The sequence below is a fragment of the Shewanella sp. 553 genome, from assembly GCF_059338375.1.
Window position 1 is genome coordinate 1793338 of record NZ_CM181701.1, and the last position, 21288, is coordinate 1814625.

Annotated in this window: 20 protein-coding genes and 1 other annotated feature; of the genes, 11 read left to right on the forward strand and 9 right to left on the reverse strand. The window is 46.0% G+C overall.

Annotated elements, in window-relative coordinates:
* Window positions 1-38: 38 nt before the first annotated feature.
* Genes hisC through hisG form a run of 3 tightly spaced genes read right to left on the reverse strand, consistent with a single transcriptional unit; the run spans window position 39 to window position 3343 of the window.
* Entirely contained in the window at window positions 39-1082 is a 1044-nt protein-coding gene (gene hisC / locus AC5YBZ_RS08145; protein WP_494519243.1) for a histidinol-phosphate transaminase, read from the reverse strand.
* Window position 1083: 1 nt separating this feature from the next.
* Complete coding sequence (gene hisD / locus AC5YBZ_RS08150) at window positions 1084-2400, reverse strand: histidinol dehydrogenase (protein WP_494521628.1); 1317 nt, start codon at window positions 2398-2400, stop codon at window positions 1084-1086.
* Window positions 2401-2443: 43 nt separating this feature from the next.
* A complete protein-coding gene (gene hisG, locus AC5YBZ_RS08155; protein ID WP_494519242.1) occupies window positions 2444-3343 on the reverse strand; it encodes an ATP phosphoribosyltransferase in 900 nt (299 codons plus the stop codon).
* A gap of 67 nt (window positions 3344-3410) precedes the next feature.
* Window positions 3411-3531 (reverse strand) — a sequence feature (His leader region).
* A 341-nt stretch (window positions 3532-3872) separates the two neighbouring features.
* Between hisG and yoaA the strand changes: the two genes are divergently transcribed.
* On the forward strand, window positions 3873-5807 hold the full coding sequence (gene yoaA, locus AC5YBZ_RS08160; RefSeq protein WP_494543662.1) for a DNA repair helicase YoaA: 1935 nt from the start codon (window positions 3873-3875) through the stop codon (window positions 5805-5807).
* A gap of 205 nt (window positions 5808-6012) precedes the next feature.
* Here the strand turns inward: yoaA and AC5YBZ_RS08165 are convergent, their stop codons facing one another.
* Window positions 6013-7329, reverse strand: a complete 1317-nt coding sequence (locus AC5YBZ_RS08165; protein WP_494543663.1) for an NAD(P)/FAD-dependent oxidoreductase — start codon at window positions 7327-7329, stop codon at window positions 6013-6015.
* Window positions 7330-7829: 500 nt separating this feature from the next.
* On the opposite strand from AC5YBZ_RS08165, the gene tsaB reads away from it, so the two are divergent.
* From tsaB to rnd, 7 genes are all read left to right on the forward strand, one after another.
* Window positions 7830-8543 (forward strand): tRNA (adenosine(37)-N6)-threonylcarbamoyltransferase complex dimerization subunit type 1 TsaB, encoded by a 714-nt coding sequence (tsaB, locus tag AC5YBZ_RS08170; protein ID WP_494519239.1) that lies wholly within the window; start codon window positions 7830-7832, stop codon window positions 8541-8543.
* Window positions 8544-8727: 184 nt separating this feature from the next.
* Entirely contained in the window at window positions 8728-9093 is a 366-nt protein-coding gene (locus tag AC5YBZ_RS08175; RefSeq protein ID WP_494519238.1) for a hypothetical protein, read from the forward strand.
* A gap of 168 nt (window positions 9094-9261) precedes the next feature.
* Entirely contained in the window at window positions 9262-9948 is a 687-nt protein-coding gene (locus AC5YBZ_RS08180) for a M50 family metallopeptidase (RefSeq protein WP_494519237.1), read from the forward strand.
* 77 nt (window positions 9949-10025) lie between these two features.
* The gene (locus tag AC5YBZ_RS08185) at window positions 10026-10859 is read left to right on the forward strand and encodes a class I SAM-dependent methyltransferase (protein WP_494519236.1); all 834 of its coding nucleotides are present in this window, start codon (window positions 10026-10028) and stop codon (window positions 10857-10859) included.
* 6 nt (window positions 10860-10865) lie between these two features.
* On the forward strand, window positions 10866-11753 hold the full coding sequence (locus tag AC5YBZ_RS08190; RefSeq protein ID WP_494519235.1) for an alpha/beta fold hydrolase: 888 nt from the start codon (window positions 10866-10868) through the stop codon (window positions 11751-11753).
* A 211-nt stretch (window positions 11754-11964) separates the two neighbouring features.
* A complete protein-coding gene (gene fadD / locus AC5YBZ_RS08195) occupies window positions 11965-13638 on the forward strand; it encodes a long-chain-fatty-acid--CoA ligase FadD (protein WP_475516723.1) in 1674 nt (557 codons plus the stop codon).
* A 157-nt stretch (window positions 13639-13795) separates the two neighbouring features.
* Window positions 13796-14905, forward strand: a complete 1110-nt coding sequence (rnd, locus tag AC5YBZ_RS08200) for a ribonuclease D (RefSeq protein ID WP_494519234.1) — start codon at window positions 13796-13798, stop codon at window positions 14903-14905.
* 183 nt (window positions 14906-15088) lie between these two features.
* On the opposite strand, the gene minE is transcribed toward rnd, so the two are convergent.
* Genes minE through minC form a run of 3 tightly spaced genes read right to left on the reverse strand, consistent with a single transcriptional unit; the run spans window position 15089 to window position 16849 of the window.
* Entirely contained in the window at window positions 15089-15346 is a 258-nt protein-coding gene (minE, locus tag AC5YBZ_RS08205) for a cell division topological specificity factor MinE (protein WP_110458020.1), read from the reverse strand.
* 2 nt (window positions 15347-15348) lie between these two features.
* Window positions 15349-16158 carry a septum site-determining protein MinD gene (gene minD / locus AC5YBZ_RS08210; protein WP_494519233.1) on the reverse strand — a complete coding sequence of 270 codons (810 nt, stop codon included), beginning with the start codon at window positions 16156-16158 and terminating at the stop codon, window positions 15349-15351.
* Between the two features lie 25 nt (window positions 16159-16183).
* Window positions 16184-16849: a septum site-determining protein MinC gene (gene minC, locus AC5YBZ_RS08215; RefSeq protein WP_494519232.1), complete on the reverse strand. Its 666-nt coding sequence runs from the start codon at window positions 16847-16849 to the stop codon at window positions 16184-16186.
* 123 nt (window positions 16850-16972) lie between these two features.
* Between minC and AC5YBZ_RS08220 the strand changes: the two genes are divergently transcribed.
* The 3 genes from AC5YBZ_RS08220 (at window position 16973) to AC5YBZ_RS08230 (ending at window position 18798) form a co-directional block, all read left to right on the forward strand.
* Entirely contained in the window at window positions 16973-17254 is a 282-nt protein-coding gene (locus AC5YBZ_RS08220) for a YcgL domain-containing protein (protein ID WP_494519231.1), read from the forward strand.
* Window positions 17255-17287: 33 nt separating this feature from the next.
* On the forward strand, window positions 17288-18277 hold the full coding sequence (locus tag AC5YBZ_RS08225; RefSeq protein WP_494519230.1) for a lytic murein transglycosylase: 990 nt from the start codon (window positions 17288-17290) through the stop codon (window positions 18275-18277).
* A gap of 80 nt (window positions 18278-18357) precedes the next feature.
* Complete coding sequence (locus AC5YBZ_RS08230; RefSeq protein WP_494519229.1) at window positions 18358-18798, forward strand: YcgN family cysteine cluster protein; 441 nt, start codon at window positions 18358-18360, stop codon at window positions 18796-18798.
* A 137-nt stretch (window positions 18799-18935) separates the two neighbouring features.
* Here AC5YBZ_RS08230 and dsbB read toward each other — a convergent pair whose 3' ends face one another.
* Window positions 18936-19457, reverse strand: coding sequence for a disulfide bond formation protein DsbB (gene dsbB / locus AC5YBZ_RS08235; RefSeq protein WP_494519228.1), 522 nt, complete (start codon window positions 19455-19457; stop codon window positions 18936-18938).
* Window positions 19458-19543: 86 nt separating this feature from the next.
* Entirely contained in the window at window positions 19544-21139 is a 1596-nt protein-coding gene (nhaB, locus tag AC5YBZ_RS08240) for a sodium/proton antiporter NhaB (protein WP_494519227.1), read from the reverse strand.
* Window positions 21140-21288 lie beyond the last annotated feature (149 nt).

A 21288-nucleotide genomic window follows, 5' to 3' on the forward strand; every position in this document is an offset into this window, starting at 1 on the left:
TTAGGGTTATATGGGTCAATATCAGTGCTTCACGGCCATTAATCGACAAGCAGTTTGATTAACGTATCCGTTTGTTCATCACTGGCAAAACTAAAGCGAATGCTGTTAGCAAGGGCGGGATCTTTATAGGCGCGGGCCACGACCCCCCCTTGCTTAAGTTTATGTTGGATATCGGTGACATCATTAAAGGTCGCCAACACAAAGTTGCCATTGGCGGGCAGAACTTGAGCGCCGATACGCAGCAGTGCCTCACTGAGTCGTAAACCATTCTGTTTAAGTTGGCTAACCTGTTGTTGCATAGTGTCGATCCCTTGGGAGCTGAGCGCCTCGCAAGCAAGATTCGATACTGGCAAAGGCACAGGGTAGGGCGCGATGACTCGCATCACCATCTCAATAACCATCTTATTGGCGAGCATAAAGCCGCAGCGTGCGCCAGCCAATGCAAACGCTTTGGACAAGGTGCGCAGCACCACAAGGTTATCAAACTGGTCGATAAGGTTAGCAACGCTATAGTCGGGGCAAAACTCAATATAGGCTTCATCGACAACGACGAGTGCATCAGGCAGCTTAGTGATAACCTGCGCTATTATCTGTGGGCTAATGACGGTGCCAGTAGGATTGTTGGGGTTACAAATAAACACTAGTTTGGCATCGCTAACTTGCTCTGCGATATCATTTGGCAGTTGATATCCATCATTGAGACGCAGGGCATTAACACCGACATTAAAGGTTTGTGCGCTAATGGCGTACATGCCATAGGTCGGGCCAAAACAGGCAATGCTATCTTTGCCGGGTACACAAAAGGTGCGAATTAACAGCTCGATAGCTTCATCAGCACCGCGACTGGTGAGGACTTGACCGGCATTCACACCTGCATATTTGGCATACGCATTAATAAGTGCTGGTGGCTGACATTCAGGATAGCGATTGAGGCCGTCGATATCACTATTGTTAAACGGTGACTCATTGGCATTGACCCAAACCTGTCCTTCACCACCAATGCGGCGCGCAGACTGATAGGGCTGCAGCGTCAGCAGCTCTGGGCGTGCTAGTCGCTCGGCAATAGTTAACTTCTGCTCCATATTAAGCTCCCTTATCCGTACTTGTTGCCGTATCAATACTAAGCAGGCGCACTGCAATGGCATTCTTGTGGGCATCGAGTTGCTCGGCGCTGGCAAGTGTCATCACGCTTTGGCCTAGCCCCATTAAGCCTTCGGCACTGAGCTCTTGCACGGTAAAGCGGCGGCTAAAATCGGCAAGTGATAGGCTAGATACGGCTCTGCTATAGCCGTAGGTGGGTAACACATGGTTAGTGCCACTGGCATAATCACCCACGGATTCTGGTGTGTAGGCACCTAAAAATACCGAGCCCGCAGCGCGAATTTGTCTGAGCAGTTCACGAGGTGCATTGGTTTGAATAATTAAGTGTTCAGGGCCATAACGGTTGGACACTTTAGCGGCTTCATTCATATCGCTAACCAGTAAGGTGCGGCTGCAACTTAGCGCCGTCTTCGCTATATCGGCTCTAGATAACAGGGCAAGTTGTTGCTGCAGCGCTTGATTGACCTCATTAGCGAGTTTTTGGCTGTCGGTGACCAGCATCACTTGCGAGTCTGGACCGTGCTCCGCTTGAGACAATAGGTCGGCGGCGATAAAACTGGCGTTCGCGTCTTTATCTGCGATAACTAAGACCTCAGAAGGCCCAGCTGGCATATCGATACTCACCACGCAGCGACTATCTTGCGATACTAGACGTTTAGCTTCGGTGACATAACGATTACCTGGGCCAAAAATCTTATCGACAGCAGGTATCGACTCAGTGCCTAATGCCAAGGCGGCGATGGCTTGGGCACCACCGACTTGAAAAATCTCTGTGATCCCACATGCATTGGCAGCATAGACAATGGCATCATCAATGGGCGGGGGGCTGACGAGCACACGTTGCTCACATCCCGCAATTTTGGCTGGCAGTGCGAGCATCAATACGGTGGATATGAGCGGCGCACTGCCTCCAGGAATATAAAGCCCTACTTTCTCGATGGGCTCACTACGAAGTTCGCAGCGCACGCCCGTTTGAGTTTCAACATCAATGCCTTGAAAGGCTTGCGCTTTATGGAAGGTTTCAATATTGTCCATAGCTTGGGCTATGGCGGTCTTTATCTCATCGCTAACTCTTGCGCAGGCGGCTTCTATCTCAATATCAGACAGTGCAAGCTCATCCAACTCGACGCCATCAAACTGCTTTGAAAATTGCTTGAGCGCGATATCTCCCTCGTTAGCCACTTTATCAATAATGGTTTTGACACTTTGCTCTAGCGCCAAATCGCCAACGAGGGGAGAGCGTTGCAGTGCTTGTTGTTGCTCGCCAAGGCTTAACTCTGCCCACTTAAGTTGTTGCATCTTGACCTTAATCGCATCGGTACTCGTCGTTAATGTCATAGTGTTAACCCATCATTTTTTCGATTGGCATGACCAGTATTGAACTGGCTCCGAGCTGAGTGAGCTCCTCCATGGTATCCCAGAACAGATCTTCAGTGCTTACCGCGTGGATAGCGACGCGATTGGTATCATCGTTTAGGGGCAGTACGGTTGGGTTTTCAGCGCCAGGTAATAGGGCCACGATTTGATCGAGAGTTTCGGTAGGCGCGTGCAGCAGAATATATTTACTCTCTTTAGCGCGTACAACGCCATTGATACGAGAAAGAATCTTGTTGATCAGCGCTTGTTTGTCAGGGGTTTGCTCTTGAGTCGATTGAATGATGCAGGCCATAGAGCGGTAGATCACTTCAGTTTCGTACAGGCCATTTGCTTCTAAGGTGGCGCCAGTTGATACCAAGTCGCAGATCCCATCAGAAAGGCCTGCACGAGGGGCAACTTCGACCGAGCCCTTAAGCATACAGTCGCGATAACTTATGCCCTTTTGCTGCATATAACGGCGAAGTAGGTTCGGGTAAGAGGTGGCGATGCGCAGTCCTTCGAGTGAGGTCGCATCTTGATAATTAAATTCATTAGGTACAGCCAGTGATAGTCGACACGCGCCAAAATCAAGCTCTCTTAGCTTAAGGCATTCAGCAGGTTTGCCGATGGCTTGACGCTCAATCTGCTCCTCTTCAAGCACGTTTTCACCTATGATCCCCAGATCAACCACGCCATCCATCACAAGGCCAGGGATATCATCATCACGCACCCGCAGCAGGTCGATTGGCATATTGTCAGAGTGTGCGATAAGGCGCTGCTCGTTAACGTTAAACTTAACACCACAACTTTTTAATAGCTTTTGTGATTCTTTAGACAGGCGCCCCGATTTCTGAATGGCGATACGTAATCTGCTTGACTCTGACATAACTGACTTCCTCTATGGTTGATTCAATAATTTTTTAAAACTGTTTTAAAACAAAATATTAAGCTAGAAACTAAAAACCCCCGGAATTCCTTCCAGGGGTTTTTGATCTGTCTTGAATCAACCACCAGAAGGAAATAGTCCTCCGGCAGTAAGCGTCCGAAGGCTACCGCATATGATGGTGATGATGGATAGTGTTCAAACGCTGGGTCATGTTCTTTTCTCGTGTAATCATTTGCTAAAGCGGCGATGCTGTCGCCTGAGTTGTATTTAAACTAATCAAGATTGGGTGTTTATGCAACCCCTAATTTGCATAATTAGTGATCTTCATCTTCAAGCTGCGCGGGAAAAGGCGTTGTGCATAGTCAAAATGGTTTTGGCCGTAGTGAAGTCTCTTTGTACGTCGTAAAATCGGTTGGGTGGTGAGCCGTAAAGGTAACAAGTTTTGTCAGTGAGATAATGCCGACCACTTGTGCTCAGAGATGAAACACGGATAATGCCCACACAATAGCACTGACAACCCTATGATGGATTGAGATTGACGAGCAGCAGATTAACCCAAGAAGTGGCGCGTATTTTCGCTGATGACGGTGTTATAGCCCAAGGCGTTAGCGGCTACAGTTGCCGCCCGCAGCAGCAACAGATGGCAGCTTTAGTCAGCCAAGCGATGTCGCGTGCAGACAACTTGGTGGTTGAAGCGGGCACTGGTGTGGGTAAAACCTACGCGTATTTGGTGCCAGCATTGCTCAGTGGTCAGCAAGTTATCATCAGTACCGGCAGTAAAAACCTACAAGAGCAATTGTTCTTTAAAGATATTCCTGCATTGCTGGCGATGCTCGATATCAAACTAAACGTCGCGTTACTCAAAGGCCGCAGCAACTACCTTTGCCAGCTCAATATGGAGCGGCAACTCAACGGTGCCGATGTGATGGACAGTCAAGTCCTTGACGATCTGCTGCGAATCAATCAATGGGCTGGACATACTCAAGATGGTGATATCGGCGGTATCCATAGTGTGTCAGAAAACTCAGCAGCCTTGCCTTTGGTGGTCAGTTCAAAAGAGAGTTGTATTGGTAAAGCTTGCGAGCATTATGAGCCCTGTTTTACCCGTAAAGCGCGGCAAAAGGCGATGGATGCCAAGGTGATAGTGGTTAATCATCACCTGTTTTTTGCCGACAGTGTGTTGAAAGAGACTGGCTTTGCCGAGTTGTTGCCCGATACCGACGCCGTTATTTTTGACGAGGCACATCTGCTGCCCGATATTGCGGTCACTTACTTTGGTCAGCAGCTGAATATTAAAAGCGTGATTAACCTGATCGAACGCTTTGCCCAGCTTTACCGTGAATCAATGACTGACTCAGCGCAGATAGCATCGATGACGGCCCGTTGTTACACCTTAATAGAGCAGTGGCAAGCTCAAGTCTTTGCTACCGAACAAGTTAATTGGCGTTATCTGCTGGCCGACAAAGCAATAATGACAGCCTCATGGGCGCTGTTACAAGAGCTGACCGCCTATCAAACACTGTTAATGGGGTACCTTGGTCGTAATGAAGAGTTTGATGATAGCGTCGAGAAACTTAATCAGCAATTAAGTAAATTAGCGGTGTTTTTTCAATGCGATAATCAGAACAGTGCCTACAGTATCGAATACGGTTATCGGCATATGACGCTGCGAATATCGCCAATTAATGTGACTAAAGAGTGCCAGGCATTATTTAGGGCTGATACCAGTTGGATTTTTACCTCGGCGACGTTACAAATTAATCGTGATTTAGGCTTATTTACTCAGGCGTTAGGATTAAAAAACGCGCAAACGGCGATCTTAGACAGTCCATTTGATTATGCGCGCCAAGCGCTATTTTGTGTGCCGCGTCATCTCGGCAGCGTCAGCCAACATGATAACGCCACTAAGCAGCTGGTTGATGTGGCGATAAAAGCCATCAATGCCGCTAAAGGTCGCACTTTTATGCTGTTCACTAGCCATCGAATGCTTAATCAGGTGGCCCAAGCGCTGCACGGGCGAGTGCAATATCCCTTATTAGTACAAGGGCAGGCGGGCAAACAAACCTTGCTGAAAAAGTATCGTCAATTGGGTAATGCAGTCTTGTTGGGTACGGGGGCATTTTGGGAGGGCGTTGATGTGCGCGGTAAACTATTAAGCTGCGTCATTATCGATAAACTGCCGTTTATGTCACCCGATGACACCTTGTATAAGGCAAGGGCCGAGGGGGTAATGCGTGATGGGCTCGATCCCTTTATGAGTTTGTCATTGCCCCAAGCGGTGATCACCTTAAATCAGGGCGTCGGTCGATTGATCCGTGATGAAAAGGATCGTGGCGTGTTGATTTTATGCGATAACCGTATCGTTAATCGCCCCTACGGACAGGCATTTATCAACTCATTGCCACCTATGCACCGCACCCGGGATCTTGACCAAGCGATTACCTTTTTGCAGCAGATAGATTGAGCGCTAACAGATGGCAACGCTCACTTTTAAGGCTGGCATTGATAACTGATTTTTTAAGCACTTTAACTTAAGCGCTTAAGTTAAACGGATAAGTGAAATCGATTACATGGCATCTTGTATTACTGCTATTTGTGCTAATAGCGACTTAGCGGCTCAAATAAACAGTGCACACGGACTGTTTATTTGAGGATGCGACTGATTGAGTTTAATGCAGTTTCATTCTGGGGCGCACAACGCGCATCATTTTTTCTGCCATCCATAATGCCAAGGTTTTCGGTATGCCATGGATCGCCTTTTGATGCATGCGGTATAGCGAAATATACATAAAGCGAGCGATCTTCCCCTCAACAAACATGCTGTTTTTGGTTAAGTTACCCATCAAGCTACCGACGGTACTGTAACGCGATAGATTGACTAAAGAGCCGTGATCGACATAAACATAGTCTTGCAATGGCAGTTGTTTTATCTCGGCAAGCATATTGTGTTCAACACATTGGGCCATCTGATGTGCCGATTGTGCGCGCGGTGGGACAAAACTGCCATCGGCTTGCTGGCATGCACAGCAGTCACCAATCACATAGACGTTATCATCTTGGGTACTTTGCAATGTGCCTTTTACCAGAATTTGGTTGGCGCGGTTAAGCTCAAGCCCCTCAATCTGTTTAATAAACTCAGGGGCCTTAACCCCCGCGGCCCACAGCATCAGGTGCGCATCGATGAGTTCATCATCGGCGGTGATAAAACCTTGCGCCGTGGCTTGATTAATACGGGTGTTTTCTCTGATATTAACGCCCAGTGCCGTTAACTCCCGAGCCGCACTGGCGGCAATCCGCTCAGGTAACGCAGGTAAAATACGCGGGCCCGCTTCAATCAAGCTGATGCTCAGTTTATCGGCGGTCATCTTACTTAAACCGTACATTTTGAGTTGCTCGGTGACATGGTATAGCTCTGCCGACAGCTCAACGCCTGTGGCGCCGCCGCCAACAATGGCAATTTTTAGTGCGCCGAGTTCATCCGATTGATGCACCCGAGTAAAGCTGTCTAACAATGCATTATGGAATCGATTGGCTTGCTGGTGGGAGTCTAAAAAGTAGCAGTGCTCTTGTACCCCAGGGGTGCCAAAATCATTACTGACACTGCCAACAGCGATGACTAATTTATCATAACTGAGCTGCCTGCTGGGGAGTAGGGCTTCCCCATTAGCGTTTATGATCGGGGCAAGCGTAATGCTCTGAGCCTTAAGATCGACATGATTGAGCTCGCCTAATTGAAATTGATAACCGTGGCGCACCGCATGGGCCGAATAGACCACACCATCGAGATCGGCATCGAGTGAGCCGGTGGCGACTTCATGGAGTAGCGGCTTCCAAATATGGGTGCGGTTTTTATCGATTAAGGTGATCTCCGCTTGGCCTTTTTTCCCTAGTTTAAGCCCCAGTTGGGTTGCAAGGCCTAGGCCTCCAGCGCCGCCACCCACAATAATGATCTTAAGTGGTGGGCTCATACTTGTATCCTGTGTCATGGTGGTGCCGATCCTTGTGGTCAGAATGTCTTATGGGCTGAGTATTTTGGCTATTTGGCCTTTATGGTATCGTTTTTAATCAATTTGACCATGAAATAATTTTCAACAAGGTGAGTCTTGCCAATTGGCTCAAAATACGAAAGCCTTTTTACGTACCGCAGTTGCGTGATGGTAATGGTAGCGATCTATGAGCTGCTACTTGATGTTATTGGCTTATGTTGCGCTTATAATAGCGAGGTTATGATGCGGGAAGGTGAACACAAGTGCGCTAAGCGGCGCAATATCTTGAGTTAGCTTTAGTCTATGCCCGCTTTTGGGCTATACCTGATTTGAATTTACGTTATAATCGGCGTCATTAAATATGTTGTCGTCCCTCGATTACTGTGATTCTCAATTACTGTGATTATTGTACCGAGTCATATCGCTAGCCGATACTGGTTACCTTAATGAACATCGATTGACGATTAACATCTGCTTTTATTCCTATTTTGGTTAGATTAATGCCTGATAATACAGACAATGCTTCATCCTTGACCCTGCTTGCGCTAGACACCTGCACCGAATCTTGCTCGGTGGCCTTAAGCTATCAGGGGCGAGTGTATGCCCAGCAGGCCGATGCGCCGCGTGAACACAGCCAAAGGCTATTACCTATGGTCGATAAGGTGCTCAATGATGCCAATATTGGGTTAAGTGATGTTGACTTGATAGCCTATGGCCGCGGCCCTGGCAGTTTTACCGGTATACGCATCTGCACGTCAATGACTCAAGGATTAGCGTTAGGCCAAGACTTACCTGTAGTAGGTATTTCAACTTTACAGGCGATGGCGCAGGCGACGATTGAGCTCCATGGCGCGGCGCAAGTCGTGGCTGCCATCGATGCCCGTATGGGCGAAGTCTATTGGGGCGAATTTATCAATCAAGCGGGTATAGCGACACTGATTGGCCGGGAAAGCGTGTGCGCTCCTGTTGAAGTCAGCCGTGCTTTAGATTATCAGCAAGCGGTGATGGCTTGTGGCACCGGCTTTGATGCTTATCCTGAGTTGCTTATCGAGGGAATGTTGCTGGCAGCAGAAGCCAAGTTTCCCGAAGCTAAATATATGTTGCAACTAGCAGAGATAGCCCATGACGTTGGACAATCGACTGATGTAGAAGGGCTTCAACCTGTCTATTTGCGTGATACCGTTACGTGGAAAAAGTTGCCCGGGCGTGAGTGATCTGTTTTAAACTTATAGCAATCGGCTTTTAGTAGATGCTAGTTGTTGTCTTTGAAGTTAAGCCTAACAAATTCATACTGCTGAAAGCGAGGTGATCGTAACTCGCTATAAATGAGTCTATATCGATAATCTAACCATTGCCGTGGCGCACAGCAGAATCAAGCGCCACACTGTGAGGTAAGTTATGCAGATCCAATCCGGTCATGTGCTGCGCAGCAATACATTGCCAAGCGCCACAAACATCAGTGACAGCATTGCGCCGCTTAAGACGGCGCAAGTTTTGCCTGCGATTATTGATGTCAAAGCGATTGAGTCTAGCGATCTATTGCGCCAACAAGGCCAGTCAGGCGCAACTGAGGTGGAGCTTGGTAATGCTGATAACGCAGACAACTCAAGTGCCATGCAACTTGACGCCCGTCTCGATGCCAAGCTCGAGTATGAGCAGAATACTCAGGCCAAGCAAGGCGCGATTTCTACTTACCTACAGCATGAACATGCCGCGCAGCGAGAAGCTATTTCGCAAATGGTGGGTATCGATACTTATGCATAAGCGGCTAAGCGCGGGCAGGCTTTGGTGGTATTTAACTGCTTTTGTCTCCGCATTGTTGTTAGCTGTCTATGGCGCGCAAAAATCCTTATTGTCACTTAGTGTCTTAGCTTATTTTTTTGCCTGTACTCGTTATTTGAGTAACGGTCACTTGCCTAGGTGGAGTCACTAATGGCGCTGCATAGTCAATCCACTGCGCCCAATGCCATCGCAGTCCCCAGCCGTGGTCAATTTATTATCGAACTACTGCTGGCACTGATACTTACGCGTATTCCCTATCTCAGCGTGCCCTTTAAATGGCTAGAGAGTTATTTTCATGAGCTCTCTCATGGCTTGGCAACTTTGCTAACTGGCGGCGCCGTTAGCCATATCCAGCTATTTCCTAATGGTGCCGGGCTCTGTTTTAGCCAAGGGGGGTGGCCTGTAGCCATCGGTTTTGCCGGTTATTTTGGTGCAGCCTTATGGGGATTACTGATTTTTAATTTAGCCACGTGGCGTCAGGGGATACGGCTTAGCTTTGCTTTGTTAGGCTTAGCGGTGTTGTTAACCATGTTACTGTGGGGGCGCGATCTGTTGACGCTGGGTATTTTGTCGCTATTAGCCTTGCTGTTTTTATTACCGTTAAAGTTAAGTCACAGCCCACCGTTGACGCTATCACTTAGGGTGATGGCATTAATGGTGATGCTCAATGCTTTGGCCAGCCCGGCGGTGTTATTTGGCTTAACAGGTCAGGGGGATGCCGCAATGTTGGCGCAGTTGACATGGATGCCGGCTGTGTTTTGGGTGACACTCTGGTTATTGACCAGCCTGCTGATGTTGTGGTTGTGTTGGAGTAAGGTTGACCGCTTATCAAAATAAACATTACTCCTTGTTTGTTTTTATTTAATTTCCTCATAGAGACTGATAGGTTTAAGTCTTTGCTGAGGAGATATTTAATGAAATCCATGCCGTTATTCAATAATCTGCTATTACCTTCTGTGCTTGTAGCGAGTCTATTTAGTGGCCATTTACTGGCGCAACCCGAGGTAGATACTCATCTGAGTGCCGCCTTGAACAATGACTTAAGACAAGCAGACAATATTGCTCGTGACGCCTATAGGCATCCAGCTGAAACACTCACTTTTTTTGACATAAAACCTAACGATACAGTCATAGAATTGTGGCCAGGTGGACGGTGGTATAGCGAGATTTTGGCGCCATATTTAGCCGCTGAAGGACACTATATCGCTGCAAACTTCGATGCAAACCCTCCAGAAGGGATTAAGTTACCTGGATATCAAATTCGTTTAGGCAAAGCATTAGCGCAGTGGCTGGATGACAATCGCGCTGTGCTTGGTCAAGCTTCATTCTTGGCGTTCGATCCACCACGCCTGACCGAGTTAGGTGAAGATAACAGTGTCGATGCTGTGCTGACTTTTCGTAATCTGCACAACTGGGCCAATTCAGGCCAGTTAGAAAATGTGTTTGACAGTGCGTATCAGGTGCTCAAACCCGGTGGAGTACTGGGCATTGTTGAGCATAGGGCTAAGCCCGGAATGGCGTTAAGCTCTGGTTATATGCTGCAAGATGAGATCATCGATTTGGCGCAAAAATCAGGCTTTACTCTAGTGTCTAGCAGCGAAATTAACGCCAATGACAAAGACAGCAAAGATCACCCTAAAGGGGTGTGGACCTTGCCACCAAGCCTGAGGTTGGGTGAGCAAGACAAGCAAAAATACCTCGCAATAGGCGAAAGCGACCGCATGACACTCAAATTTATCAAAAAGTAGTAATAAATGCCTGACAAAAAGAGCTTGCTATGGCAATCTTGCGGCGCAGAAAATGAGGTGACGATTCAGTTGCCTCATATTCGTTTAGCCGCAAGAGTATGGGGAAGTGACGATAAGCCATTAATACTGGCATTGCATGGATGGTTAGATAATGCCAACAGCTTTGCGCCATTAACCCAGAATCTTGATAACTTCCAAGTGTTAGCCATTGATTGGCCTGGGCATGGTCGCTCAGAACATCGACCCGGCGCCTATCCGCTGCATTGGGTTGATTATCTTTATGATGTCGATATTTTGCTTGATGCTGTGATGGCGATTAAACCCGTTTATGCGGTGATGGGCCATTCACTTGGTGCGATTGTTGCGTCTGCTTATAGCGCAGCCTTTGCCGATAAAGTGCCCCACTGGATATTGATTGAAGCGATGGCGCCGCTGTTTGAAACCCCTGTGAATAGTCGGCAGCGATTGACTCGAAGTTTTCAAGGTTATCGGCGCTTATTGGAAAAAAAGAGCGCGCCTTCACGGAGCTTTTCACTTGAGAGAGCCGTAACGGCTAGGCATCGTTTGACCGGACTGGCCACGCCTTGGTGTCGACTTATCATTGAACGTAATGTGAATGGTGAGACTGCTCTGCGATGGCGTACCGATCCTAGGCTTACCTTGGACTCGCCGATGCGGCTTAATCTTGAACACGTGACAGGATTAATGCAAGGCCATACTGGTCGTGTGTTGTTGATTACTGCACGGGATGGTTATCAACGCGAGCCGAAAATCACTCAGCAAGTATTGGATTGGTATCAGGCAATAACCCATGTGGAACTCGATGGCGACCATCATCTGCATATGGGCAATGCACAGCAGGTGGCTAGGCACATTTATGAATTTTTAAGCTGACATGAGTCAGTCGATTGAATAATCATCGGTACGCAAAATTAGTCTAGGATTTTTACTCTAATTATGTGATGATGTTCAAAATTAAAACGCCCGTATGATTTTTGGGTGTTACTTACAATATTGATAAGTCAGTGTTTAGTTTCTATTATTTGAAACGATTAGTGATTGATTTCATTCACAATAACTCTGCCTCTGGATTTAGGAGAGACTAGTGGAACAGCTTTGGACGAACAATTTACCCGATGATGTACCCGCCATTATTAACGAGAAACAGTACAGTTCGTTAATCGATCTGTTTGAAAGTTCAGTGGCAAAATATGCCGATCAGCCTGCATTTGTGAATATGGGCGCGACACTGACTTACCGTAAACTCGAAGAGCGTAGCCGTGCGTTTGCCGCCTACTTACAAAATGAACTTAAGCTGCAAAAAGGCGATCGCGTTGCCATCATGATGCCAAATTTGTTGCAATATCCTATTGCGCTATTTGGTATTTTGCGTGCAGGTATGGTGGTGGTCAACGTCAATCCACTGTATACCCCGAGAGAATTAAAGCACCAGCTTAATGATTCGGGTGCCAAAGCGATTGTTGTGGTCTCTAATTTTGCCAGTACGCTGGAAGAAGTGGTTGAAGACACTGCTGTTGAAAGCGTAATTTTAACCGGACTCGGTGACTTACTGAGCGCGCCTAAACGCACCTTAGTGAATTTCGTGGTGAAATACATTAAGAAGATGGTGCCTAAATATCACCTTCCACATGCCATTTCGATGCGTCGCTCTTTATCTAAAGGCCGCCGCATGCAGTATGTTAAGCCGTCTCTTGATGCCGATGACGTGGCCTTTTTGCAATATACCGGTGGCACCACTGGCGTCTCTAAAGGTGCGATGCTCACTCATGGCAACATTGTCAGTAATCTACTGCAAGCCGATGCCGCTTACTCTCCTTTACTGGAAAACGGCAAAGAGTTTGTGGTCACGGCGCTACCCCTATATCACATCTTTGCACTAACGGTTAACTGCTTATTGTTCCTACATAAAGGAGCAAATAATCTATTGATCACCAACCCGAGAGATATCCCAGCGTTTGTGGCTGAGTTAAAGAAGCACCCATTTACGGCACTGACCGGGGTGAATACCCTGTTTAATGCCTTGGTGAACTCTAAAGAGTTTCAGGCGTTAGAGTTTTCTGCGCTTAAGCTGTCTATTGGCGGTGGTATGGCGGTGCAACGTGCGGTAGCCGATAAGTGGCAGGGGCTCACCAAGACTAAATTACTAGAAGGTTATGGCCTAACTGAAGCTTCACCTCTGGTGGCCTGCTGCCCTTATAATCTTGAAGGCTATAACGGTTCGATTGGCTTTCCTGTTGCCAATACCGATATGCAAGTGCGTGATGATGACGGTAATGTATTAGCGCAAGGGGAAACGGGAGAGTTGTTTGCTAAAGGCCCACAGATAATGAAAGGCTATTGGCAGCGTCCTGAAGAAACGGCCAAGGTCATCGATGCCCAAGGCTATCTCGCGACCGGCGATATAGGTTACATGGACGAGCAAGGGTTTTTCTTTATTGTCGATCGTAAAAAAGACATGATCTTGGTGTCAGGTTTTAATGTGTTTCCTAATGAAGTCGAAGAGGTAGTTGCACTGCATCCAAAGGTGATAGAAGTCGCTGCCGTTGGTGTACCTCACGAGGTCAGTGGCGAATTGGTGAAGATTTTTGTGGTCGCTAATGATAAATCTTTGACCGAAGAGCAGCTAATTAAGCATTGTCGTCATCATTTGACGGGATATAAAGTGCCTAAGCTGGTAGAATTTAGGGATGAGTTACCTAAGAGTAATGTCGGCAAAATTTTACGCCGCGAACTCCGCGATGAGGCCAAATCTGCGTAGTTAAGCTTAGTTAGTAGAGATTAGGTATTAACCGTATTAATGTTAACTCAAAGCCGGCGCTTATTGCCGGCTTTTGTGTTAATCGCGGTGACATTAAACAAGCGCACGTTGAATTAATGTCACTGCGATAAGTAAAGCCGTGTTTGGGGAGATGAGATTGTTAGCGTTTCAATATGTAGAGGATGATGCAAGCCTAACTGAGCTTGTGGCGCAGTATAGTCAAGCGAGTGTGCTGGTGCTGGATACTGAGTTTGTTCGCACACGCACCTATTATGCGCGTTTAGGCTTAATTCAGGTGTATGACGGGAAATCGTTGGCCTTAATCGATCCATTGGCGGTGAATGATCTCAGCAGTTTTTGGGCACTGTTCCAACGTGACGATATTATTACAGTGTTGCACTCTTGTAGTGAAGATCTCGAAGTGTTAGCAAAATATGGCCTATGCCAGCCTAAAGTCTTGTTCGACAGCCAAATTGCTGCGGCCTTATGTGGCCTAGGACATGGCTTAGGTTACGCTAAGTTGGTAGAGCACTGTTTAAATATTACCTTAGATAAAGGTGAGTCACGTACCGACTGGCTTAAGCGCCCTTTGAGCGAGGCGCAGTTACATTATGCGGCCAATGATGTCGAATACCTCTATCAGCTGTATCCGCAACTGGTGATTAAGCTTGAGGCGACGGGCCGATTAGCTTGGCTTTATGAAGAAGGTGAGCGCATGACGCAAGGGCGCCTTGATGCTCCCGATGGTGAAGCGGCTTACCTTAAAGTGAAAAATGCTTTTCAGCTTAACCCTAAACAGCTGGCATATTTAAAAGTGCTGGCTAAATGGCGTCTTGAAAAAGCCCTTGCCAAAGATTTAGCCCTTGGTTTTGTGATTAAAGATCATGCATTGATCGCGCTAGCTAAAAAACAGCCTAAAACAACAGCCGATATCTTTAAGATGTCTGAACTTACTGAGCAAGAAAAGCGGGTTCATGCTAAGGCGATAGTGGCTGTGATGGCCACCGTGGATCTGGCTAATTTGCCTAACGCGATTGATGTGATTGCATTAAAGCCGGGCTATAAGTCGGCCTTTAAAAATATCAAAAACTGTTTAACAGAGATTGCCGAGCAGCAGGATGTGCCGATGGAGCTGATTGGCTCAAAACGTCATATTCATGAATATTTACAGTGGCGCTGGGAAGGGCAAACGGGGGATTTACCGCTATTATTGTGCGGTTGGCGAGCTTCACTGGTACAAGATAAACTGCAGCAGTTGGTCATTTAACTTCAGTGCGCAGTTAGGCTTACATCATGATGTTGTTTGACTCATGAATAAGTTCCATCGATAAGCCTTCATCAATAAGTTGTCATAATAAATAAGCCCTCATCATGAGGGCTTATTTGTCTCGGTACCAATTTACTGTTTGCCACCTTATCAAGTTAAACAGTATGTTGGGTGAGATGGCGACTATTTTTCAGGCAAGGTCACGTTCAGTTCAAGTACCGATAGGTGGTCATCGTTTTGATCTAGCTGCACAGTCACTTGGTCTGAGTCAATCTGCACATACTTACGGATCACTTCGATGATCTCTTGCTTCATCGCAGGAAAATAGTCAGGCACATCGCGCTCACCACGTTGGTGGGCCACAATGATTTGCAGTCGCTCTTTGGCAGTAACTGCAGTGCTCGGTGTTTTCTTGGTTTTAAAATAATCGAGTAAAGACATAATTAGCTACCAAATATCCTTTTTAAGAATCCTTTTTTCTCTTCGGTGATAAAACGCATCTCAACGTTTTCACCGACTAAACGGGCCACACTGTCAGCATAAGCCTGACCAGCATCGCTCTCTTGATCTATGATGACGGGAATACCAGAGTTTGAGGCTTTTAATACCGCTTGAGACTCAGGAATAACCCCTAAAAGTGGGATGGCTAAAATTTCTTCAACGTCAGCCACGCTCAGCATTTCACCTGTTGCCACACGAGTAGGCGAGTAACGGGTTAACAATAAGAACTCTTTGACAGGCTCTAAACCGTCTTCAGCGCGCTTAGATTTACTCTGCAACATGCCTAAGATACGGTCTGAATCGCGCACTGAGCTAACTTCTGGGTTGGTCGTGACGATAGCGATATCGGCAAAGTAGAGTGCCATCATTGCGCCTGTTTCAATTCCGGCGGGAGAATCGCAAATAATGTACTCGAACTCTTTACGCAGTTCGTCAAGCACTCGGCCAACGCCTTCTTTGGTCAGCGCGTCCTTGTCTCGAGTTTGCGAAGCCGGCAAAATATACAAATTGCTGGTACGCTTATCTTTGATTAAAGTCTGGTTTAAATTGGCTTCGCCGTTAATCACGTTGACGAAATCATAAACCACCCGACGCTCACAACCCATTATTAGGTCGAGGTTGCGTAAGCCGATATCGAAATCGACTACGACTGTTTTATGTCCTTTTAAGGCCAACCCAGTGGCTATCGCTGCGCTAGAAGTGGTTTTGCCCACTCCGCCTTTACCTGAAGTGACAACAATGATTTGTGCCATGTGCATTTCTATCCTTAATGTGTTGCTATAGCGATAACGCGTCGAGGGTAAGGCTGTCACCTTCGAGCCGAATACAACCGCTTTTTATCGTGGCATGTGCCTGAAGATTTTCGGTTAGCCAATATTGTCCAGCGATGGACACAAGTTCTGCGTCCAGCGTTTGTGCAATAATGACGGCATTTTTGTCACCATTGGCACCCGCCATGGCTTTACCTCTAAGACTACCGTATATATGTATGCTGCCATCTGCAATCACTTCAGCACCATTACCCACAGCGCCGACAATAATGAGATCGCCATTTTGAGCGTAGATCTGCTGTCCTGAGCGAATGTTTTGTTTCACTATTTTGGTGGTTCTGGGTAACTGCGGTTGGTTAGCACTCTGTTTACCGGATTTAATGATGGCTAGCCCAAGTGATTTGGCCTGATTGGCTATAGCGCTTGGTGCCCCAGTGATCCCAACAATCACTAAATTACGAGACAGTAGCAAGTCTTTTAGCCCCGCTAAAGGGTAATTGGCATCATTAATACTGCTTAAATTTACCACTAGCGGTGCACCGATAAAAAATTGCGGCGCAATAGCTAATTTACTGTCTAATTCAACGGCAACTTTATTGAGATCAGCATGATTAATGTGCAGTACTGAAAGCGTAAATGAAGAGCCTTTTAATTCGAGGCTAGGTTTCTGCATTCCTAATTTTGCTCTTTATAAAATAAACCAGCTTAGCCAGTTAGAAATTACTATAATCCTAGGCCACATGGTATAGTGTGCCTCATTTGCTGGCAAGTTGAATAAACAGGAAATTCCCCCAATATGATCTGTGCAGTATATAAAAGTCGATTAAAAGCTGACTGTTATCTATTTATTGAAAAACGTAATGAATTTGAGCGGGTTCCCGAGGCTCTGATGCAGATGTTTGGTGTACCAGAATTAGTCATGATAGTGCCACTAGATAAGCGTCAACATTTAGGCATTGCCGATATTAATAAGGTAAAGGTTGAACTTAAAGAGAAGGGCTATTATCTTCAGTTACCGCCACCACCCAAAAATCTTCTTGAAGAATATAAGCAAGAGATAGGCTATAGCCGCGACTGATTATTTGCATGACTAATTAATAAAGGAATATGCATGTTTGTAAATACCTTGTGGGGAACCTTACTATTATCCACTGTATTATCAATAGCAGTGGTCGAAGCAAAGTCTTCAGAGCTCTCGTTTGAGCAATATCTTGATGTGTTACAACAACAAGCCTTAAATGAAGGGGTTTCTGCGACCACAGTCAAACAGGTATTTCCGCAAATTAAGTTGTTTAAGAAGGCGTCGTTTAATGCCAATATGCCCGAATCGCCATCTAACTTAGAGCAATATTTATCTTACTTAGTACCAGAGTCTATCGTTACTCGTTCTAGAAGCCTGTATAAGGCGAATAAAACACAATTTGATCTTTTAGGCGAACAATATGGCGTACAGCCTCGTTTTATCATCGCTTTATGGGGGCTGACATCTCAACTAGGAGATGATGTTGGTCATTATCCCGTATTAACTGTGGCGGCATCAAATGGCTATCGCGGTGATAACGAAGTGGCAAACCGTCAAGCATTTATGGATGCGCTCAAGCTTATTGAGCATAAGCAGGTTGAGTTTGCAGAGCTTAAAAGTAACGCGTTAGGCAAAATGGGCTATGCACACTTTACTCCTAGCGATTATGCGCGTTTTGCTAAAGATGGTGATAATGATGGCGTTATCGATATCTGGAGCAATCTAAGTGATGCGTTTGCCTCCACGGCTTATTATTTAAACCAATTAGGCTGGAATGACGAGGCAACCTGGGGTCGACAAGTACAAGTGCCAAAGGCGATTCCCCGAGATCTGATTGGCTTAGAGACGCACAAGAGCTTTGCTCAGTGGCAGGCATTAGGTGTTAAGCGTTTCGATGGCTCCAATTTACCAAGCAGGCAAGATATGCAAGTATCGCTCATTATGCCCGACGGCATCAACGGTCGTAAGTATTTGGTGTATGACAATTATCGAGCATTGACCCAATGGAACCCTTCTGACTTTTATGCCTTGTCTTTGACCTATCTATCCGAACGAATTAAATTTCCAGCCATTAAGTAGCTTGGTACTGGCATCTGCCGCATTAGGCTAAAATAGTGTAAACTCGCCTGCGTTTGTAGGCATTTTGTAGAATGAGAACTATGGCTTTTTGGAATGAAAAATCTCTAGCACAATTAACCAGTGAAGAGTGGGAGTTGTTGTGTGATGGTTGTGGCAAATGTTGTTTAAATAAGGTTATCGATGACGAGACAGAGGAGTTGTATTACACCAATGCTTCCTGTCAATTACTTGATGCCCAGCAATGCCAATGTCGCCATTATGAGCAGCGTTTTGACTTCGTTCCAAGCTGCACTAAAGTGACACTCGATAATATTGCGGATCTCACGTGGTTACCCGACAGCTGTGCATATCGCCGGCTATATTTAGGTCGTAGTTTACCCAGTTGGCATCCGTTAATCGCTGGCGATAAACAGATGATGCATGCACTGGGTATGTCGACTCAAGATAAAGTGGTTAACGAGACTAAAGTGAAATACTTAGAAGATCATATAGTGTTATGGCCGCTCAAGGATTGTGAGTAACTGTGCCTACCTATATTGACTTTGCCATACTGAACGATTAATCGTTAGTGTGCGAAGGAGCGTTAAATAGAACGCTTGGCCACTATACACACCATAAAAATGCCCGAGTATCACTACCCGGGCATAAGGCCCGCCGATTAATTACCTTGCTCGTTAGTTTTACTCAAAGCGGGGATGGCGAAAATAGCCAAGGCAAGTAAATAGACTGAAAATGCCACTATCATCCATTGGCCCATAGTGACGCCAAATAGTTGCCAGGGAATATCGGTGCACATACCTGTTGGCATGAATACCGAAGGTAACCACTCATGTAATGGCATCCAAGTCGGAAATTCGGGCAGAAATGAACAGGTCGAAAAAGGCGATGGATTGGTTTGCATATCCACTAGTTCTATCGCGAGCTTTAAGCCCCATGCAGCGCTCACTCCCCATAATATAATGTTCAATAGCCGCACTAAACGATAACGGTAACCTATGCAACCCAATGCGCCAGCAAACAATACCCCAAACAGGGCAAGGCGCTGGTAAATACACATTACGCAGGGGGTTAACTGCATCACATATTGAAAATATAGAGCACAAGATTCAAGAACCAGTGCACTGCTGAATAAGGTTATCCATGCAACACGGGATTGGGCAAAACGGGTTAGTGGGCTCAAACAAACTTCTCCTATAAAAAACGCCTCTTACATTAAGAGGCGTTTTTAAGACTTTACGAAACTAGTTCGTTTAGGTCAATTATCATTTAATGAACGCTAACAGCGCCTTGACTCACTTCCGCTACCGAATGATGGATCAGCATCTGTGAATCATAGAAGTATTGCGTCATGTCAGCTAAATACCCAGTCTCAATCGCCAATACTCCAATAATCGATAATACGATAGTGTAGGGGAGAGCCATCCACACCATGCGTCCGTACGAGAGACGAATAAGTGGTGCGATTGCTGAAGTCAGCAGGAATAAGAATGCAGCTTGGCCGTTAGGTGTTGCTACTGAAGGTAAGTTAGTACCGGTATTAATGGCCACTGCCAGTAGATCAAACTGATCTCGGGTAATTTGTCCATCCAGTAACGCAGCTTTGACTTCGTTAATGTAAACGGTACCAACAAACACGTTGTCACTGACCATTGACAGTAAACCATTCGCAATATAGAAAATCACTAACTGTGTATTACCTTCATAGCTTAATGCCCACTGAATCACTGGGGCAAACAGTTGCTGATCGATAATCACCCCAACAATGGCGAAGAACACGGCGAGTAACGCCGTGAAAGGTAAGGCTTCTTCAAACGCTTTACCTAAGGCATGTTCGTTAGTGACACCATTAAATGCGGTGGTGATAATAATAACTGACAAGCCGATTAAGCCAACTGACGCTAAGTGGAATGCTAACCCGACAATGAGCCAAACACCGACTAACGCTTGAATAGTCAGCTTCATTTTGTCATGTTTAGTGCGTCGAGCATCTTCATGTGAAGCATAATCTGCCAAGATTTTATGTACAGCTTCAGGTAATTGCTGGCCGTAACCAAAGACTTTGAATTTTTCAACTAAGAAACAGGTGAATATCCCCGCGATAAACACGGGCACAGTCACTGGCGCCATACGCAGGGCAAACTCACCAAATTGCCAATTGGCTTGTGCGGCGATGATGAGGTTTTGTGGCTCACCAACCATGGTACATACACCACCTAATGCCGTACCCACACCTGCGTGCATCAATAGGTTACGCAAAAATCCGCGGAAGGCTTCGAGCTCATCTTCACATAAAGAGAAGCCTTCACCATGTTGATCGTTGGTGTGATCATGGTCATCTGCAAAGTTTTTACCTGACGCAACTTTGTGGTAAATGGAGTAGAAACCAACAGCTACAGCGATGATAACCGCAATAACGGTTAGAGCATCGAGAAACGCCGATAAAAATGCCGATGCAATACAGAACATCAAAGAAACGACAATTTTAGAGCGTACCTTAGTGATCATCTTCGTGAAGACAAACAGCAATAACTGTTTCATGAAGTAGATACCGGCAACCATAAAGATCAGCAATAATAATACTTCAAGATTAGCTTCAATTTCATGCAGAACTTGGCTGGGGGAGGTCATGCCGATAATCACGGCCTCGATGGCTAACAGCCCCCCAGGTTGTAACGGATAACACTTTAAGGCCATAGCCAAGGTAAATATGAACTCAACCACCAATAACCAACCGGCAATAAATGGGTTGATATAGAATATAATGGGGTTAATCACTAGAAATGATATAATTGCGAATTTGAACCACTTAGGAGAGTTTCCTAAGAAATTGTCAATAAACGCCCGACTCATAGTCACAGGCATGGCACCCTCTCAAATGTATAATTGTTTTGATAAAAATAGACAAGGAACGGTCCGAAGTTCGGACAGTGTAGCCTAATGATATCTATAAATTAATACTTTTATAAAGCTAAAGTTTAAAAACACAGGGCTACAACAAAATTTGAATTGGT

Excerpts from the sequence above, each read along its gene's own strand:
- AC5YBZ_RS08165 (WP_494543663.1), bottom strand. The coding sequence starts at position 7,329 with ATGACACAGGATACAAGTATGAGCCCACCACTTAAGATCATTATTGTG.
- AC5YBZ_RS08225 (WP_494519230.1), top strand. The coding sequence starts at position 17,288 with ATGTTTGTAAATACCTTGTGGGGAACCTTACTATTATCCACTGTATTA.
- hisG (WP_494519242.1), bottom strand. The coding sequence starts at position 3,343 with ATGTCAGAGTCAAGCAGATTACGTATCGCCATTCAGAAATCGGGGCGC.
- hisC (WP_494519243.1), bottom strand. The coding sequence starts at position 1,082 with ATGGAGCAGAAGTTAACTATTGCCGAGCGACTAGCACGCCCAGAGCTG.
- minC (WP_494519232.1), bottom strand. The coding sequence starts at position 16,849 with ATGCAGAAACCTAGCCTCGAATTAAAAGGCTCTTCATTTACGCTTTCA.
- AC5YBZ_RS08220 (WP_494519231.1), top strand. The coding sequence starts at position 16,973 with ATGATCTGTGCAGTATATAAAAGTCGATTAAAAGCTGACTGTTATCTA.
- tsaB (WP_494519239.1), top strand. The coding sequence starts at position 7,830 with ATGCCTGATAATACAGACAATGCTTCATCCTTGACCCTGCTTGCGCTA.
- hisD (WP_494521628.1), bottom strand. The coding sequence starts at position 2,400 with ATGCAACAACTTAAGTGGGCAGAGTTAAGCCTTGGCGAGCAACAACAA.
- AC5YBZ_RS08185 (WP_494519236.1), top strand. The coding sequence starts at position 10,026 with ATGAAATCCATGCCGTTATTCAATAATCTGCTATTACCTTCTGTGCTT.
- AC5YBZ_RS08180 (WP_494519237.1), top strand. The coding sequence starts at position 9,262 with ATGGCGCTGCATAGTCAATCCACTGCGCCCAATGCCATCGCAGTCCCC.
- AC5YBZ_RS08175 (WP_494519238.1), top strand. The coding sequence starts at position 8,728 with ATGCAGATCCAATCCGGTCATGTGCTGCGCAGCAATACATTGCCAAGC.
- nhaB (WP_494519227.1), bottom strand. The coding sequence starts at position 21,139 with ATGCCTGTGACTATGAGTCGGGCGTTTATTGACAATTTCTTAGGAAAC.
- AC5YBZ_RS08230 (WP_494519229.1), top strand. The coding sequence starts at position 18,358 with ATGGCTTTTTGGAATGAAAAATCTCTAGCACAATTAACCAGTGAAGAG.
- AC5YBZ_RS08190 (WP_494519235.1), top strand. The coding sequence starts at position 10,866 with ATGCCTGACAAAAAGAGCTTGCTATGGCAATCTTGCGGCGCAGAAAAT.
- minD (WP_494519233.1), bottom strand. The coding sequence starts at position 16,158 with ATGGCACAAATCATTGTTGTCACTTCAGGTAAAGGCGGAGTGGGCAAA.
- minE (WP_110458020.1), bottom strand. The coding sequence starts at position 15,346 with ATGTCTTTACTCGATTATTTTAAAACCAAGAAAACACCGAGCACTGCA.